The 15,509-nt window shown below is 30.5% G+C and carries 12 protein-coding genes; 1 reads left to right on the top strand and 11 read right to left on the bottom strand.

Annotation, left to right across the window (positions count from 1 at the left end; translation table 11 throughout):
• Window positions 1-73 precede the first annotated feature (73 nt).
• Window positions 74-1,303: a leucine-rich repeat domain-containing protein gene (locus RDX53_RS00540; protein WP_295575624.1), complete on the top strand. Its 1,230-nt coding sequence runs from the start codon at window positions 74-76 to the stop codon at window positions 1,301-1,303.
• A 216-nt stretch (window positions 1,304-1,519) separates the two neighbouring features.
• On the opposite strand, the gene ptsP is transcribed toward RDX53_RS00540, so the two are convergent.
• The 11 genes from ptsP to RDX53_RS00595 all read right to left on the bottom strand — a co-directional run bounded on the left by ptsP (window position 1,520) and on the right by RDX53_RS00595 (window position 15,391).
• Complete coding sequence (gene ptsP / locus RDX53_RS00545; RefSeq protein ID WP_295733871.1) at window positions 1,520-3,229, bottom strand: phosphoenolpyruvate--protein phosphotransferase; 1,710 nt, start codon at window positions 3,227-3,229, stop codon at window positions 1,520-1,522.
• Window positions 3,230-3,375: 146 nt separating this feature from the next.
• A complete protein-coding gene (locus RDX53_RS00550) occupies window positions 3,376-3,636 on the bottom strand; it encodes an HPr family phosphocarrier protein (protein ID WP_007287452.1) in 261 nt (86 codons plus the stop codon).
• Between the two features lie 31 nt (window positions 3,637-3,667).
• Window positions 3,668-4,900, bottom strand: a complete 1,233-nt coding sequence (locus tag RDX53_RS00555) for a patatin-like phospholipase family protein (RefSeq protein WP_195928902.1) — start codon at window positions 4,898-4,900, stop codon at window positions 3,668-3,670.
• A gap of 23 nt (window positions 4,901-4,923) precedes the next feature.
• Complete coding sequence (locus RDX53_RS00560; protein WP_307993464.1) at window positions 4,924-6,867, bottom strand: N-6 DNA methylase; 1,944 nt, start codon at window positions 6,865-6,867, stop codon at window positions 4,924-4,926.
• A gap of 187 nt (window positions 6,868-7,054) precedes the next feature.
• On the bottom strand, window positions 7,055-7,534 hold the full coding sequence (locus RDX53_RS00565) for a hypothetical protein (RefSeq protein WP_243269516.1): 480 nt from the start codon (window positions 7,532-7,534) through the stop codon (window positions 7,055-7,057).
• On the bottom strand, window positions 7,521-8,444 hold the full coding sequence (locus RDX53_RS00570; RefSeq protein WP_307993465.1) for an N-acetylmuramoyl-L-alanine amidase: 924 nt from the start codon (window positions 8,442-8,444) through the stop codon (window positions 7,521-7,523). The genes RDX53_RS00565 and RDX53_RS00570 overlap by 14 nt, the downstream gene beginning before the upstream one ends.
• 141 nt (window positions 8,445-8,585) lie before the next feature.
• Window positions 8,586-9,101, bottom strand: coding sequence for an amidase domain-containing protein (locus tag RDX53_RS00575; protein ID WP_195928896.1), 516 nt, complete (start codon window positions 9,099-9,101; stop codon window positions 8,586-8,588).
• Window positions 9,102-9,121: 20 nt separating this feature from the next.
• Complete coding sequence (locus tag RDX53_RS00580) at window positions 9,122-9,781, bottom strand: DUF3298 domain-containing protein (RefSeq protein ID WP_195928894.1); 660 nt, start codon at window positions 9,779-9,781, stop codon at window positions 9,122-9,124.
• Window positions 9,782-9,947: 166 nt separating this feature from the next.
• Window positions 9,948-11,303 (bottom strand): SH3 domain-containing protein, encoded by a 1,356-nt coding sequence (locus RDX53_RS00585; RefSeq protein ID WP_307993466.1) that lies wholly within the window; start codon window positions 11,301-11,303, stop codon window positions 9,948-9,950.
• Between the two features lie 324 nt (window positions 11,304-11,627).
• Window positions 11,628-13,166 carry a murein biosynthesis integral membrane protein MurJ gene (gene murJ, locus RDX53_RS00590; RefSeq protein ID WP_195928892.1) on the bottom strand — a complete coding sequence of 513 codons (1,539 nt, stop codon included), beginning with the start codon at window positions 13,164-13,166 and terminating at the stop codon, window positions 11,628-11,630.
• 230 nt (window positions 13,167-13,396) lie between these two features.
• Window positions 13,397-15,391 carry an LTA synthase family protein gene (locus RDX53_RS00595; protein WP_295733851.1) on the bottom strand — a complete coding sequence of 665 codons (1,995 nt, stop codon included), beginning with the start codon at window positions 15,389-15,391 and terminating at the stop codon, window positions 13,397-13,399.
• Window positions 15,392-15,509: the final 118 nt, after the last annotated feature.

Consider the following 15,509-nt stretch of genomic DNA (forward strand, 5'->3'; position numbering starts at 1 on the left):
AGGTAAACCCAGCAATTGATGGGTTGCCTATCTTGACTTTATATAAAAAATCAATTATATAAGGAGGAATACAATGCCGATTTTTGATGATTTACATGGAAATTTAAACGACGACTTTTTAGCAGATGATCCAGATAATTTGAAAAATCTATTTATAATAAATAATGCCGTAAGTTGTGTAAACAAAAGTGTTGAAAATGTATATATCCCTAGAAATGTTAAATCTATTCCATATCTAGGATTTTCGGACTGTATAAATTTAAAATCACTTCATCTACCAGACAATATATCTAATGTTGAAAGAGAGGCATTTTCTAATTGCGAATCTTTAAAAGAAATTGTCTTTTTAGGAAGTATGAAAGAACTTAACAAAAAACTTTTTGCTGGGTGTAGCTCACTTTCTGAAGTAATATTTCCAGATATGTTAGAAACTATCTCTGATGAATGTTTTTTAAATTGCACAAATTTGAAATATTTAAGTCTACCAGAAAGTTTAAAAACTATTGGAAAATACGCATTCAAAAATTGTAACAATTTATCTGATATATATTTGTCAGATGATATTGAAAATATAAATGAAGGGGCATTTTTTAAATGTAGCCACTTAAAAAATATAGCTCTTTCTCCAAAGTTAAAAATTTTAGATACGTATTTATTTGGATATTGCTCAAATCTAGAAGAAATTGATATTCCAGAAAGTGTGGAACTTATAAACGATTTGGCATTTTTTAATTGTACTGATTTAAAAAATGTGAAATTTTCACCTAATATCTCGTCAATAGGCTCACGAACTTTTTCAATGTGTATGAATTTGAGAGAGGTTGATTTGCCTGATTCAATTTTATCAATAAAACAAGGTGCTTTTTCAAACTGCCTTAAATTAAAAAAAGTCAAACTACCTAAAAATTTAAAATCTATTTCATCTGGAATATTTGCCAACTGCAAATCACTAAGAGAAATTGAACTTCCAGAAAAGGTGACTTACATAAAAAATACAGCATTTTTAGGTTGCACAAATCTAAACAAAATAAAATTAAATCATGGGTTAAAATTTATCGGTTCTAGAGTATTTTGTGACTGCATAAATCTTGAAGAAATAACTCTTCCAGAAACTATCCAAAATATCGAGGAATATGCATTTAGAAGTTGTATGAATTTGAAAAAAGTTGTTATACCACAGACAATAACATCAATAAGCGAATTTGCTTTTGAAAACTGTCCAAACTTAACAATTTACGGAAAGAAAAATTCGTACGCACATTGGTATGCAAACCAAAACAAAATACCTTTTAGAGTTATGTAAATTTTATAATTTATAGTTTAATTTCCCCAGTCGTAGGAATAAAACCTACCGATTTGGTTTTTTTATAAAAATTCATGGCGCGGGCGACTTCATTCGTTATTTAAATAAAAAAAAGGTGTGAAGCAATATAGAAAATTAGTTTAATCTATATTTCTTTACACCTTTAAAAATTTATATATAAATTTTTCGGTAGCTATGTTTATAGCATTTATTTAATTAATGTTTAAAAGTTTCTGCTATAAATGCTTCTATTTCTTGTGCTGTTCCAAGTTCTAACACTTTTTCTGAGAATGATTTCATGTCGGCTTGACTCACAGAGTTTATTAATTTTCTAGCTGGTAATATTGAGATTGGACTCATTGAGAATTCATCAAGACCAAATCCTAATAATATTGGTATCATTCTTTGATCTCCTGCTGCTTCTCCACACATTCCTGCCCATTTACCTTCTTTGTGTGCATTTTCTATAACCATTTTTATTAATCTTAATACTGCTGGATTGAATTGGTTATATAAGTAGCTTATTTTTTGGTTCATTCTGTCTACTGCACAAGTATATTGGATTAAGTCATTTGTTCCTATTGAGAAAAAGTCCACGTGTTTTGCAAGTACGTCTGATATTACTGCTGCTGATGGCACTTCTATCATCATACCAACTTCTACGTCTTTTGAATAAGCTATGTTTTCTTTATCTAGTGCTTCTTTTACTTCTTCACATACTGCTTTTGCTTGTAATAATTCTTCTAATGAAGATATCATTGGGAACATTATTCTTAATTTTCCATGAACACTCGCTCTATATAAAGCTCTTAATTGAGTTGTGAATATTTCTTTTCTGTCTAGGCAAAGTCTGATTGCTCTGTATCCTAAGAATGGATTCATTTCTTCGTCCATTTCTAAGTAGTCAAGTTTTTTATCTCCACCTATATCTAAAGTTCTTATTACAACTGGTTTTCCGCTCATTCCTTCAAGTACTGCTTTATAAGCTTCGTATTGTTCGTCTTCTGTTGGGAAGTCTACTCTGTCCATATATAAGAATTCTGTTCTATAAAGTCCAACACCTTCAGCGTCGTTTTTGATTAAACCATCTACGTCATTTGGAGTTCCTATGTTTCCTGCTAATTCAACATGTTTTCCGTCAGTTGTAACAGATGGTTGTCCTTTTAATAATTCTAATGATTTTTTATAATCTTCGAATTCTTTTTTCATTTGTGAGTATTTAGCTATTGTTTCTTCGTCTGGATTTACTATTACTTCTCCAGTATCTCCGTTAAATACAACAAAGTCCCCGTCTTTTATTTTTTGTGTAGCATCTGTTAGTCCAACTACTGCAGCAACTTCTAAAGTTCTTGCCATTATAGCTGTATGAGAAGTTCTACCACCGATATCAGTTAAGAATCCTAATACTTTCTTTTTGTCCATTGTAGCTGTATCTGATGGAGTTAAGTCGTGTGCAACTAAAACTACTTCATCTTCTAATGCAGCTAAGTCTACTATTTTTACACCTAGTAAGTGTCTTAATATTCTGTTTGTAACGTCTTTTATGTCAGCCGCTCTCTCTCTCATATATTCGTTGTCCATAGCTTCAAACATTCCAACGAACATCTCTTTTATTTCGTTTAATGCAAAGTCTGCATTGACATTTTCAGTTTTCACTTTGTCCATTGTAGAGCCTAGTAGTTCAGGATCTTCTAAAACTAATAAGTGTGACTCAAATATTTGTGCCTCTTCTTCACCTAATTCAACTTTTGCTTTATCTCTTACTTTTTCAAGTTCAGTTTTTGATATAGCTACTGCCTCGTTTAATCTAGCTATTTCTGTTTCTACGTCTGATATCGATTTCTTTTCTATGACTAATTCATTGTGCTCTAATACTAACGCTTTCCCAAGTACTATACCTGGTGATGCTGCTGTTCCTTTAAACATCTTTTTTACTCCTCCTAAAATATACCCTTACTTCTTTTTATTATTTATTATTTTCACTTTTATTTTAACTTCTTTTAGATAGTTTGCAGTTTGATTTTTAAAAACCTGGGTTTCCCCAGGTTTTATATTGTATGTGGATTTGGATATTATTCACCAAATCCGCTTTCGATTAATTCTACTAATGCGTCAACTGCTGCTGCATCATCTGCACCTTCAGCTTTAACAACTATTTCTTCACCTTGACCTAAACCTAAGCTCATTATTCCCATGATTGATTTAGCATTTACAGTTTTTCCTTTAGCTAATACTTCTACTGTTGAAGTGAATTCAGATGCTTTTTTAACGAACATCCCTGCTGGTCTAGCATGTAATCCTGTTGCATTTTTTATTACTACTGTCTTTTCCATTTTGTACCTCCTAATTAATACACATAAAAACTTATATAGGCATTTTTCTTAAACTTTGATTTTTAAAATCGTTTAGTAGTTTATTTGTTATCGCCTTTTCATTTTTTTCTTTTTTATTTAACAAAATAATGGATTTATTTTCATTATTTTCATAATCGAAATTAATTGAGTCAATTTGTGAATTGACTGAGTCTATAACCTTTGAAAAATCGTATAAATTCAAAACGTCTATATTATTTTCCTCAAGTTTTCTTTCATATATACTGTAAAAAATATCTTTATATGTAAATTCCTTTTCCAAATGAAACATATCCCCAAGTTGTGGTATGATTTCTTCTAATAAAACTCTTAGGCTTGGTTTTCTCCTTATTTTTAAGATCTTGCATATGTATTCTATCGTTTTTATATCTATGTTACTTATCAAATTAAAGCATGTCTCTTCGTCATATATGAAATCTGCATTAAAGAAATACTTCACCCCATCGTATCTTTTAAATACTTTCATTGTATCCATATATCCAAGTTTGAACAATGTCTCCATATGGTCTTTGTCCTTGTTTAGAGAACCTCCCAAAACCATCGAAGGTTTTATCACTGTTAGATTTAAATCTACATATTTTTGCAAACTTTTATCTCCTGCGGCATCATTCGATAATCTAATTACTATTATATCATTATATCCTTTATTCGCCAATAACCCAACTGGCGTATTATCTGATAAAAAGCCATCTAGATAACGTTTATCTTCAAATTTATCTAATTGAAATATAGGTAAGCTCGAACTTGCGATTAAATAATCTACCAATTTCCCCTGCGGTATGTCCTCTTTCATCAAGTGTTGTGGGATGATTTTTTTGTCTAAGTATACTGTTACTAATCCAAAATCTTTTGATGAATTTCTTATTTTTTCTTCGTCTATATTTTCTTTTAGTAAATTTTTAAGAGGAGTTATATCTATTCCTTCGTTTTTTCTGGCTTTATTCATAAGATCTATGACTACATTTATATCTTTTGCCTTAAACTCCACATTTTTATATTTTTCATAGAAGTCTTCTTCTATGTCCATAAAACTTTTATAATCCCTATTTAACCAGATGTCTTTCATTATTTCATAGTCCCCCTGGACTATAAATGCTGCATTTAATGCCCCAATTGAAGTTCCAACTACACCGTCGAACTCGACACCTAATTCTTTTAAAGCTTTATAAGCCCCTAATTGGTAAGCACCTTTAGTGCCTCCCCCTTCTAATACTAAACCTTTCATTTACATCACCTAATTTTTAAGTTTTAATCCAAATTAGTGTCATGATTTAAATTTAAAGATTTTTTAATTATTTCCTCTATTATATTTTCTATGAAATCGATTTTATTTTCAAGGTAATGTTTTTCTTTTAAGAGCGAAATATTTTTGTCTTGTATTTCCATAACGTTTTCACAAGTTGTTATTTTAGTTAAATCGCTTGAAATTGCTAATTTTTTTGAAGTACTTTCTAATTCATTTATTATAGATAGTTTTTTTCTTGAGAGGAATATTATTTCTTTTGATAATGACTCTATTTTTTTGTAATTTTCATCTTTAAAAATCTTTAATTTCATAACTCTATTCGGATAATAATCGAATATTTTTTTGCCCATTTCTTTACCTATTATCTTAAAATATTTATCGTATACTTTTGAATTTAATAGCCCGACTAAGTATTCATATGAAAATTCATCTTTGTATTTTTCTTTTATAAAAAATGAATACACATCTGCACTTCCATAGCTATTATCAAAGTCTATCGCAAATCTGTTGTTTCTAGACTTATATGGATACATTATTTTTGTCTGCTCAAATAGGGATTTTTCTCTTCCCCACTGAAGTTCGTACCATTTTCGGCTATTTCGTATACATTCTCTCCTGTTTTGGAGCTTTTGTTTATATGGCATAAAGTAATTATCTATAACAAATGGATGGTCCTGTTCTGTTTTTATGTCGTTTGAATATATCAATTTATAATTTGAATTATCAATTATGTACTTTTCGACATTTGTATTTTTAATCCAGTTTTTTAGTAGATTTTTGTCTATTTTGCTTATATTTTTGTCGTCTTTATTTACGACGAATGCCTTGTCGCAACCTGTGATTATCCCCTGAAAACTCTCACCTATTTCATCTAAAAAATATTGACACTTATTTTGGATTTTGTTATAAAATTCGAATTCTACCTGGTCTAGCATTAACCAATCTTCCCCAAGTGACTCGATATTTACCATGATTTTTTTAAAATTATCTTGTTTTAAATATAATCCTAAGTTGTCTATTTTCTTTATATTGATATTTTCATCTATTATTTTATAGTATTGTATGTATTTATCTTTTTTGTTTTTATGCTCAAACACTACGATACAACTTGCAATTCCTAGGTTTGAGAATAAATTCGCACCTAGAAAGTCAACTATATTGTCTATCTTGGCATTGTCTATCATGTATTTTCTAAGATACTTTCCAGATGGACTCTGCATAAAATACCTCGGTGTAATAATCCCTGATTTTCCATCTTCTTTTAATAAATCCAGTATTCTTTTATAAAAGCAAAAATAAAGATCCCCTTTGTTTTTATATACATCACCAAATTCCTTGTATAAAAATTTTTTATATTCGTTGTCTAAAAGTTTTTGACCAATGTATGGCGGGTTGCCGACAATATAGTCAAACTTTTTTATAGAAAAGACTTCGCATAAGTCTGTTTTTAAGCTGTCAGCACAAAGTATATTGAGATTTTTCTCGTATTTATCAAATAAAATCTCGTCTAGCTCGTCCTCACTAATTAGAAATTTATCTTTATAAATTTCGCTAAGCTCATCTTTTAAAATATTCATAATTTGTCTTTTAAATATAAATAATGCATCTTCGTCTGTATCTACTGCAAAAATGCAGTTTTTTATAATATGCAGACTTATATCTTCTGATGAAATAAAACCTCTTCCATATTTCACCCTTAAATTATCTATATTTTCCAAAAACTTTTTGTGAAGTATTTCATATGCACTTATTAAGAAATTTCCACAGCCACAACACATATCGAGCACCTTTGGATACGGCTCATCTACTACATCGTGTTTTTGTACTGTCTGCTCTAATATATACTCCACAACAACGTATGGCGTATAATAAATCCCCTGATTTTTTCTCTTTTTAATATCTAAATTATTCTCATACCTCTTTGAAACTTCAAAACTTTCTTCCATAGTCGCCCCCCATCAAATAAATTTAAACGAAATCACTACTACTTAAACTAAAAGTTAGTCCTGTAAATAATTATATAGTTATATTTTGATTTCTGCATGTAAAAAAGCCAAATTTAGATTGATTTTTATCTAAATTTGGCTTTAGAGTATTGCTAATTTTATTTGATTTTGTATTTAAGCTAGTTAATTATATCTGGTTATACATACTCTCCCCTAGGATTTCTTCAAACTTGTCGTATGCATTGTGGACAAGCATGTGATAAAGTGTTCTCAATAAGTCTATCGCTACGTCTCCGTTGAAGTCTTGTGATAGTGAGACATAAGGAATTTGGACTAAAAGCTCGTCATTTCTGTTTAGTACAAATTTTTCTACATTATGTATACCGTTTAATTCATTTATTAATTTAATTATTATGTCTTTTTTGGACTCGTCTGCTACTTTCCCGAAAAATATCGTAATTGTAGTGTAGGCAGATTCGTCTAGTATTATGCCTAATAAAAATTTGTTGTTTTTGTATTGTTGTAGTGATCTGAAAAACACCATTTTTTCGTTTTTCACCACATCAAAAATCTGCGACATTTGATTTTTTCTCAAAGATTCTTCAATTAAAATTTTCTTTATTTCTAAATCAGCCATATCTGCACTTCCTTTTTTATTTTTTGGCATCTATATAAGTTAATATCCCTTGTGCTATACCTTTCGCTAATTCATTTTGGTAATTTTCGTCTTTTAAATTTTTCTCCTCACCAGAGTTACTTAAAAATCCACATTGAATATATATAGAAGGCATACTGTTATCTCTCAATACACTCATATTGTATGTATTTGTTCCTCTGTTTTCGGCTTTTACAAACGCTACTATAGAAGTTTGCATAAGACTTGCAAAGTCAGCCGAGCCATTTTTGGAATCTTTGTGGTATATAGTTTCTATTCCTGTGGCTTTTCCTGTAGTCTCAGCAGCCATATGGATAGATACAAATACCTCAGCATTTTGACTTTCTGCTAGAGATTTTCTTTCGTCTGGGCTCATGTAGACATCATCTTGTCTAGAGAGTATTACGTTGATATCTTGTTGTTTGTTTAACTCTTTTGCTACTTTTTTTGCAATTTCTAAGTTTAGTTCTTTTTCTTTTACTTTGTCATTTGTTATATATCCTGTTTCGTTTCCGCCACAACCGGCATCTATAAATACATTGTGTCTAACTTGTAGAGTTGCTTCTTTTTCGTCACCTACGTCGTATTGCTCGTCGGTGTTTACGTTTGAAGTGTCAATGGCTCCACCTGTCAGAGAATTTTTTAGTGATATTACATTTGGCCAAATAGTACTTACGAAATTGTATGTTTTCTTTCCTATAAATCCTACAACAGAAATCAATATGATTAACCCTACTAAAACTATTAGTTGTTTTTTCCTTTTAGTTGATGATTTTTTTCTATGTAAACCTTTTTGTTTTTTGTTTTTTCGCGGTTGTGTAGGCCTTTGTGCCGTCTTTGTCTGCGGTCTTCTATTTTGAGTATTTGTTTTATTACCTTGATTTGAGGTAGTTCTTGGATTATTTGTTCTTTTCTTAGTCACTGAATTCACCTTTCCATTTTAGGTTAAATTTATATGCCCTAAATTAAGTCAATTCTGAGCATATTTTACATTATATATTATAAGGTAATTTTATCATTAAGAAAGGCTTTTTTCAAATATTATTAACAATTTAATCCTCTTTTACTCATAATATCCTAAAATTTTTATATATCGCTTTTCACCTTGTTTTTGGCTAAGAGGAAAGTTGTATAAATCATATGTGTGTTGGCATACTAAGTAGTCGATTAAATACCCTCCATCTAAAATAACATCTGTGATTATCATGTTGTGATATGCTAAGTCATTTTCGTATATAAGTTGTACAATATCTCCTATTTGCAATTCGTTATATGATACTTCCACAGCATATATCCCAAAGTTTTGGGTGTCTTTTGTGTTGTTTTTTGTGATGTATTTGTAAAAAGGCTCGGCGGCTGTCCATGTAGGAGTTCTGTTCATATCGCTATACCAATACCACTGTTTTAATATATCATTTCCATGATGATCAAAAGGTATACCTCCTTCATGTAGACATTGTGACACAAAATTAGTACAGTCCCCTCCCCATTTTTCATAATCTTTGTAGTTTGGGTTTCTGTCTTGTGCCCAATCAGTAGCGTATTTCACCGCCAATTCTCTATTATATCGGACAAACATTTTTTTCACTTCCTCAAAATTTAATATAAAAATATATTTTTCAAAGCATAATCGCTTAGAATATTCTTTATTTTTTTAAATGATATTGTAAATTCAATTAGATTGCAGACTTGACTTGTTAATTCAAAACTCGATATGCAGATTACTAAATCTCTACCATTAAAATAGAAAACTGGATCTTCACATATATAGATAGATTCCATCATCAACTCATATAAATCATAAGTTATGTGGCTTGTATAATTATCCAAAATCTCGTAAATCTCTTCCATTATATAACTTTGGATTATTTTTTCATAATCAACATCTTCTTTAAAAATATCTTCTAAGGTAATCTTTTTCATTAAATCAAAATCGTAATTATAGCTGTAGATATTGCTTATGTCAGTGAGTCCAATAATTTGAGAAAACTCCATAGGAATGCTGACAATATTTCCTCTATTAAATGCAACGTTGTATTCCGAAATAACATTTATATTTCCAATTATTATTTCATCACAATAAGTGTAGATAACCACTTCTTCAAAAATGCTTACCTCGTTTAATATTGATTTATTTACCTCTTGTGCAAATTGTTGAATCTCTTCGCCTTCATCATCCACCTCGATTTTCGGATAATTTAAGAAAAACCTCATATTTTTTACCTTTTTATCTATTAATCCGCTCGTAATATTTACCATACCAATTTCCTCCAATTACCTCTATAATAGTAAATTTTATGAATCAGAAACATAGTATATTCTATAAAACGCAAAAAAGACCACGTAAAACAACTATTCTTTTTATTTCGAATAGAAGTTTTGTGGTCTTCTTCACAATATAATTATTTAATGTAAAAAATATTTATTATCCAATAATTCTTCTAGCAGTTACGTATCCTTTTACGTAATATGAAGAATATAAGTTTTCGTATTTAACACTTTTTCCAGGACTTGGAGCATGGATAAATTGTCCGTTTCCAACGTACATTCCAACGTGGCGTATTCTGTTTGTTCCACTGTTGAAGAATACTAAATCTCCTGGTTGTAAGTTGCTTTTGCTTACATATCTACCGTTTGATGCTTGAGCAGCAGAACTTCTATTAATAGTTATTCCAGCTGCATTTTTGTAGCAGTAGTACATAAGTCCTGAACAGTCAAATGAGTTTGGTCCACTAGCTCCATAAACATATGGTTTACCAACTTGTCTTTTTACCATATTTACAACAGCTTGAACTTTTGCATTTGTGCTTGTTCCTGTATTTGTATTTGTATTTCCTGATGTAGTTCCAGAAGTACTTCCTGAAGTTATACTAGATGAACTTCCTGCTGTTATTGTTAAGTAACTTCCACTAACGCATCCTGTTGTTCCATTAGCTAATTTAACTTCATACCAACCATTGCTGTATTGTTTTAGTATTCCTACTACATTTCCTTTTTTAACACTAGATTTCGCGCTGTAAGATGTAGATGGTCCACTTCTAACGTTTAATGATGTCGCATTAACTTTACCAACTTTAGTTATAGTTGAGTAACTTTGTACTACATAAACACCACTTTGTATATTTGTGTTTGTGTTAGTATTGTTATTAGTTGTTCCACTATTAGTACTTCCTGTTACTTTTACATAAGTTGGTGAAACATATCCTGTTTTTCCTGTAGCAGTTGTAACTTTGTGCCAACCTGTGCTAGCAGTTTCATGTATAGTAACATTGTGTCCTCTTGATAAAGTTGTTACTATAGAGTATGCTGTGCTTGGTCCAGATCTAACATTTAGTGATGATGCAGTAACTGTAGCAGTTTTTTTAGCAGTTGCTGTAGTTGTGTTATTGCTTCCAGTATTTTCAGATACTTGCCCATCAACTTTTATGTATTTGTTGCTTGCATATCCAACTACTCCTGCTGAAGTTTTTATTTTATACCAGCCAGTAGCGCTATCAGTATCAGTTATAGTAACTGATTGGCCATTTTTTAAAGCTCCTACGATTGAGTAAGAAGTAGATGGTCCCTTTCTAATATTTAAAGAACTTGCTGTAACTGTTCCTGTTTTTGATGATATTGTTTGAGTTTTATATAATGAAGTTGTATCTGTATTTTCGTTTTTTGCTGCGTCTGCTGTTGTTGTTTGCCCAGCTAAAGAAACAGATGTTGCAACCATTCCTAGAGCTAATGCTTTTGATAGTGTCGTTTTTGTTTTCTTTTCAGTAAACATGATTTGTGACACTCACCCCCTAATATTATAAATTTTATTTCCTATTTATTCTAACATACTTCAAAACTTTTTTCTACAAAGCCAGGTAATTTATAGTTAGTTTTTGGCTTTTTTGGTAAATTTTTTTACATGTTTTATTCTACTTTTTCTTTTTAATTTAAAGTAGAAACCAAATTTATTCGATTTTAAATTTATTTTAAGTTAAATTCATTTTATTTTTTAATAAATTTACATACACAAATTTAAAACTAAGTTTTTGGCTGTTTAGGGGTATGATTCTTACTTTTCCAAATCAAAATCGTCACTATCAAAGTAGTTTATTAAAACTAATATAGTTTATCTAGAGAAGAAGTTTTTTATACTTCCTTCTAAAACTTTAATTTCTTCTACTTTAAATAATTTTATACAAATTGCATATACTACAACTCCTAATAAAATCGCTCCACCTAAAGACGCACATTCTCCTATAAACGATAATCCTAACATTGAAACTAAAGCGTCGTAAGTAAATAATACTACTATCGACATAGCAATTGATGCAATTATAGATTTTATAAGAACTTGTGCTACTGCTCTACCATTAAATGAGCCTACCTTTTTTCTAAGGCTGAAGAACATCAGAACTACTGTAACCATGTATGAGATACTTGTCGCCATAGCAAGCCCCATATAACTAAATGGTTTTATAAATAATAAGTCTAGTATTATATTTATAATTACAGCGATTGATGAATTTATCATTGGTGTTTTTGTGTCTCCCAATGAGTAAAACCCTCTGCTCAGTATTTCTTTTACTGCATATCCGATTATACCTATTGCATAAAATCTAAGTGCGTTTGAAGTCATAAGAGTTGATTCGTGGCTGAAACTTCCTCTTTCTAATAAAACTCTTACGATCGGCTCTGCTAATAATATCGCTCCGAATACTATCGGTACAACGACTAAGATTATGCAGTTACTCGATTTAACCATTATCTTTTTGAAGTTTGTTATGTCTTTTTCGTTTACAAACTGAGATAATTTCGGATAAATAACAGTAATTAAAGATGTTACGAAAATAGCAACGACAAAGTCGTTAAGTCTTGATGCGTAGTTAAGAGCTGATAATTTACCATCACCTAAAGTACTCGCAAGCGCCTTATCGACATATACATTAAGCTGACTCATCGCAACCCCCATCATCATAGGTATACTTAATTTAATCATTTTGATGATGGATTCGTCTTTTATATTCATATAAAAGCTGTATTTATATCCTCTTTTATACATGCAAGGAAGCAGTATGATAACTTGGACAAAAAGACCTACTAATGCTCCAATCGCCAAGTAATAACTTCCGTATTTTACACTTATAAATATCGCGCCTATTATGATTAAGTTGTAGACAACGCCTACAATTGACGCTGGCAAATAGCTGTCCTTCACTTGTAAGAAGGATGACTGAATCTTGTTTAAAGATAAGAATAATACACCAAACATCATAATACGCAAGAATTTTACTGCTAGTGCGAATTTTTCTCCAGTAAATCCAATCGCAAAGATTTTGATTATTTCGGATGCAAAAATTATTCCTAAGATCGAAACTATTATTGAAAATACTGATAAAATATTTAGTATATTATTTGTAAATTTAAGCGATTCCTCTTCGCCGAGACGCTCTTTTGTGTCGTAGTACATCGGTATGTACATCATGTAAATTACAGAACCGACAATAGATATAATAAGCCCTGGGATATTTAGAGTAAGTACAAATACGTCCGCAACCATACTTGTTCCGTAGAAATTCGCAAGTATTGTCTCTCTTAAAAATCCAAGTACTCTAGATAACAAAGTCGCCACCATAATTATAACTGCATTCTTCGCAGTCCTAGACATCAGCCCCACCTCCTAATAATGTTTGTTTTAAATTTATAATTTAGCAAATTAATATTAAGTTAATTTAAACAAATAAAGGGGATATAAAAATCTCTAAGTATTTTTATATCCCCCACTTATGTTTATAAGTTATAATCAGCTTATTTTATAAATTTTACTAAACCTGTTTCATAGCTTATAATCAGTTTATTTGATAATTTGTGACTTACTTGCTAATTTATTTTATAAAATTATTTGCTAGCTTGTAAATCGCTGTATTTGAAATCTTGTGTCGAACTAAGTACTACACTATTACGTCCAATTTGTTTTATTGATATTGTGTCTAAGTTGTCTATTTTATCGACTTCTAAAGTATTTTCGTCTATGAATTTTTTATCGACTTGTTTGTCGTTTAGGTAAACTCTACTGTTTGTAGTGAAGTTTTCTCCATGTATAATCATTTTATTTCCTTTAGTTTCGATATTGTTGATTACGATGTCTTCTACTCCCATTTTAAGAGTGTTTTTCTTTGCTTTTTCGTCATCATTTATGTAGTATGATTTTCCGAATAAAACATCGTATTCTATAAGGTCTTGCATTTTTGAGAATTCTGGATCATCTTTCATATATGTGTTGAATCTCTCCATTGGACCGTATTTTAACCCTGCTTCTTTAAACATTAATGAACTTAATTCATAAGATTCTATTTCGTCTATATCGTATTTTTCTATATCGAAGTTAGCATAAAATGCAAATGGGGCTTTGTATTTATCTAAATAAAAATCGTCATCTTCAAATATTTTAAGCTTTGGCATATGGTCAGAGTAGAATAAGATTATTGTGTCTTCGTCTCTTTTGTTTACCATATCTACTAGTTCTCCAATAAAGTCGTCAGTTCCTTTTATTTGGTTGACATAGTAGTACATTTGGTTTAGAACTTTTTGGTCTAATGTACCTGATACTTTTATTGGGAAGTCGTAGTTTTCAGCATCTGTAGGATAACTACTGTGACCTTGAACGCTGACTGTATATACCAAGTCTGAGTCTTTTGTAGAATCTAATGCCTTTTCGATATATTTAGTTAAGATTACGTCTTTTACCCATTCTCTTTCGTTTAATTCGTAGTTGCTCATGTATTCTTTTGATGTAAAATCGTCAAATCCAAGTTTTGCATAAGCGTTGTTTCTTCCGTAGAAGTTACCTTGGAAGTTGTGGACTGCATGAGCTTTGTATCCTTCTGATTTTAGTGTTGTTGCTACAGAGTTATAGTATTTACTCTTAAGTATTGTGTTGTATGGGATTTCTCCAGGTGTAAGGTAGTCGATGTTGTTTCCTGTCATAACTTCAAACTCTGTTCTTACTGTTCCTCCTCCTGTTGTCGGAGCACTTGCCATCCCATGAGTAAATGTCTGTGTTAACTTTCTGAAGTTCGGTATTGGGTCTTCGCTGTATTTGATTCCCTTTACTTCAGTAGGATCCATAAACGCCTCAAGCTGAACAAATAGTATGTTTGGCTTTTTGTTGTTTAGTGTTCTGTTGTCGCTTGCTTCAGCCTTGTCCACCTTGTCTTTAATTTCTTGTATCTTAGCTTGTGAGTAGTCGTTTGGTTTTTTTCTGATGTATTTAACGCATGACTCTACAGTTGAATAAGTCAGACCGTTGCATTTATATGATGCAGGTATGTCCCATCTTTTAAATTGCATTATATTTTTTGATTGTTGAGATCTTACTGTTGAGAAAAATCCTATTGATACTATAAATATAAGTACAAAGTTGATTAATTTAAATCTTTTTGTATCACAGTCTAATTTATATAAAAATACTGCAACTGCTATTAAGAATGCTAAACATATCACTGCTATTATTATCATAGTTTTGTTTATGTATTTATCGGCTATTTCCATAGCTTCTCCAATAGAGTATAAATCAGAGAAAGTAAGCGGGATACCTCTAACTTTCATTAAGAAGAAAGTCGTAATTGCTACTCCTAATATTACCATAAAGGAAATAAAATATACCATATATTTTCTTTTTACTAAGAAGAATATAGATGTCAACATAAGTATTAGAAGATAATTAGCCAAAACTACTCCTGGCTTTTCTTTTATCAATGTTATTACATCTTCAAAACTGCCTCTTAGTAGAAATTCAGTTGCAAATACTAGTACTAATCCTCCGATTAACCATAATAAAATTTGATGTATTGTCCTTTTGTCTAACTTAAATATTTCGTTTAATTTCTTCACAACATTCCCCCCCTAAATTGAAATTGTCTTATTTTTATACTCAATACATTGAAATAGTTCGTGTTACTTAATTTATTATAGAACAATAAATTTTAAATTTCAATTAAGTAGGGCGGAT

It is taken from the genome of uncultured Intestinibacter sp. (genome assembly GCF_902468165.1).
Classification (GTDB): Bacteria; Bacillota; Clostridia; order Peptostreptococcales; family Peptostreptococcaceae; genus Intestinibacter.

What these genes read in the sequence shown, in the direction of transcription:
- RDX53_RS00565 (WP_243269516.1), bottom strand. Translation starts at nt 7,534, where the DNA reads ATGCCAAAAAATAAAAAAGGAAGTGCAGATATGGCTGATTTAGAAATA.
- ptsP (WP_295733871.1), bottom strand. Translation starts at nt 3,229, where the DNA reads ATGTTTAAAGGAACAGCAGCATCACCAGGTATAGTACTTGGGAAAGCG.
- RDX53_RS00540 (WP_295575624.1), top strand. Translation starts at nt 74, where the DNA reads ATGCCGATTTTTGATGATTTACATGGAAATTTAAACGACGACTTTTTA.
- RDX53_RS00575 (WP_195928896.1), bottom strand. Translation starts at nt 9,101, where the DNA reads ATGTTTGTCCGATATAATAGAGAATTGGCGGTGAAATACGCTACTGAT.
- RDX53_RS00555 (WP_195928902.1), bottom strand. Translation starts at nt 4,900, where the DNA reads ATGAAAGGTTTAGTATTAGAAGGGGGAGGCACTAAAGGTGCTTACCAA.
- RDX53_RS00580 (WP_195928894.1), bottom strand. Translation starts at nt 9,781, where the DNA reads ATGGTAAATATTACGAGCGGATTAATAGATAAAAAGGTAAAAAATATG.
- murJ (WP_195928892.1), bottom strand. Translation starts at nt 13,166, where the DNA reads ATGTCTAGGACTGCGAAGAATGCAGTTATAATTATGGTGGCGACTTTG.
- RDX53_RS00560 (WP_307993464.1), bottom strand. Translation starts at nt 6,867, where the DNA reads ATGGAAGAAAGTTTTGAAGTTTCAAAGAGGTATGAGAATAATTTAGAT.
- RDX53_RS00550 (WP_007287452.1), bottom strand. Translation starts at nt 3,636, where the DNA reads ATGGAAAAGACAGTAGTAATAAAAAATGCAACAGGATTACATGCTAGA.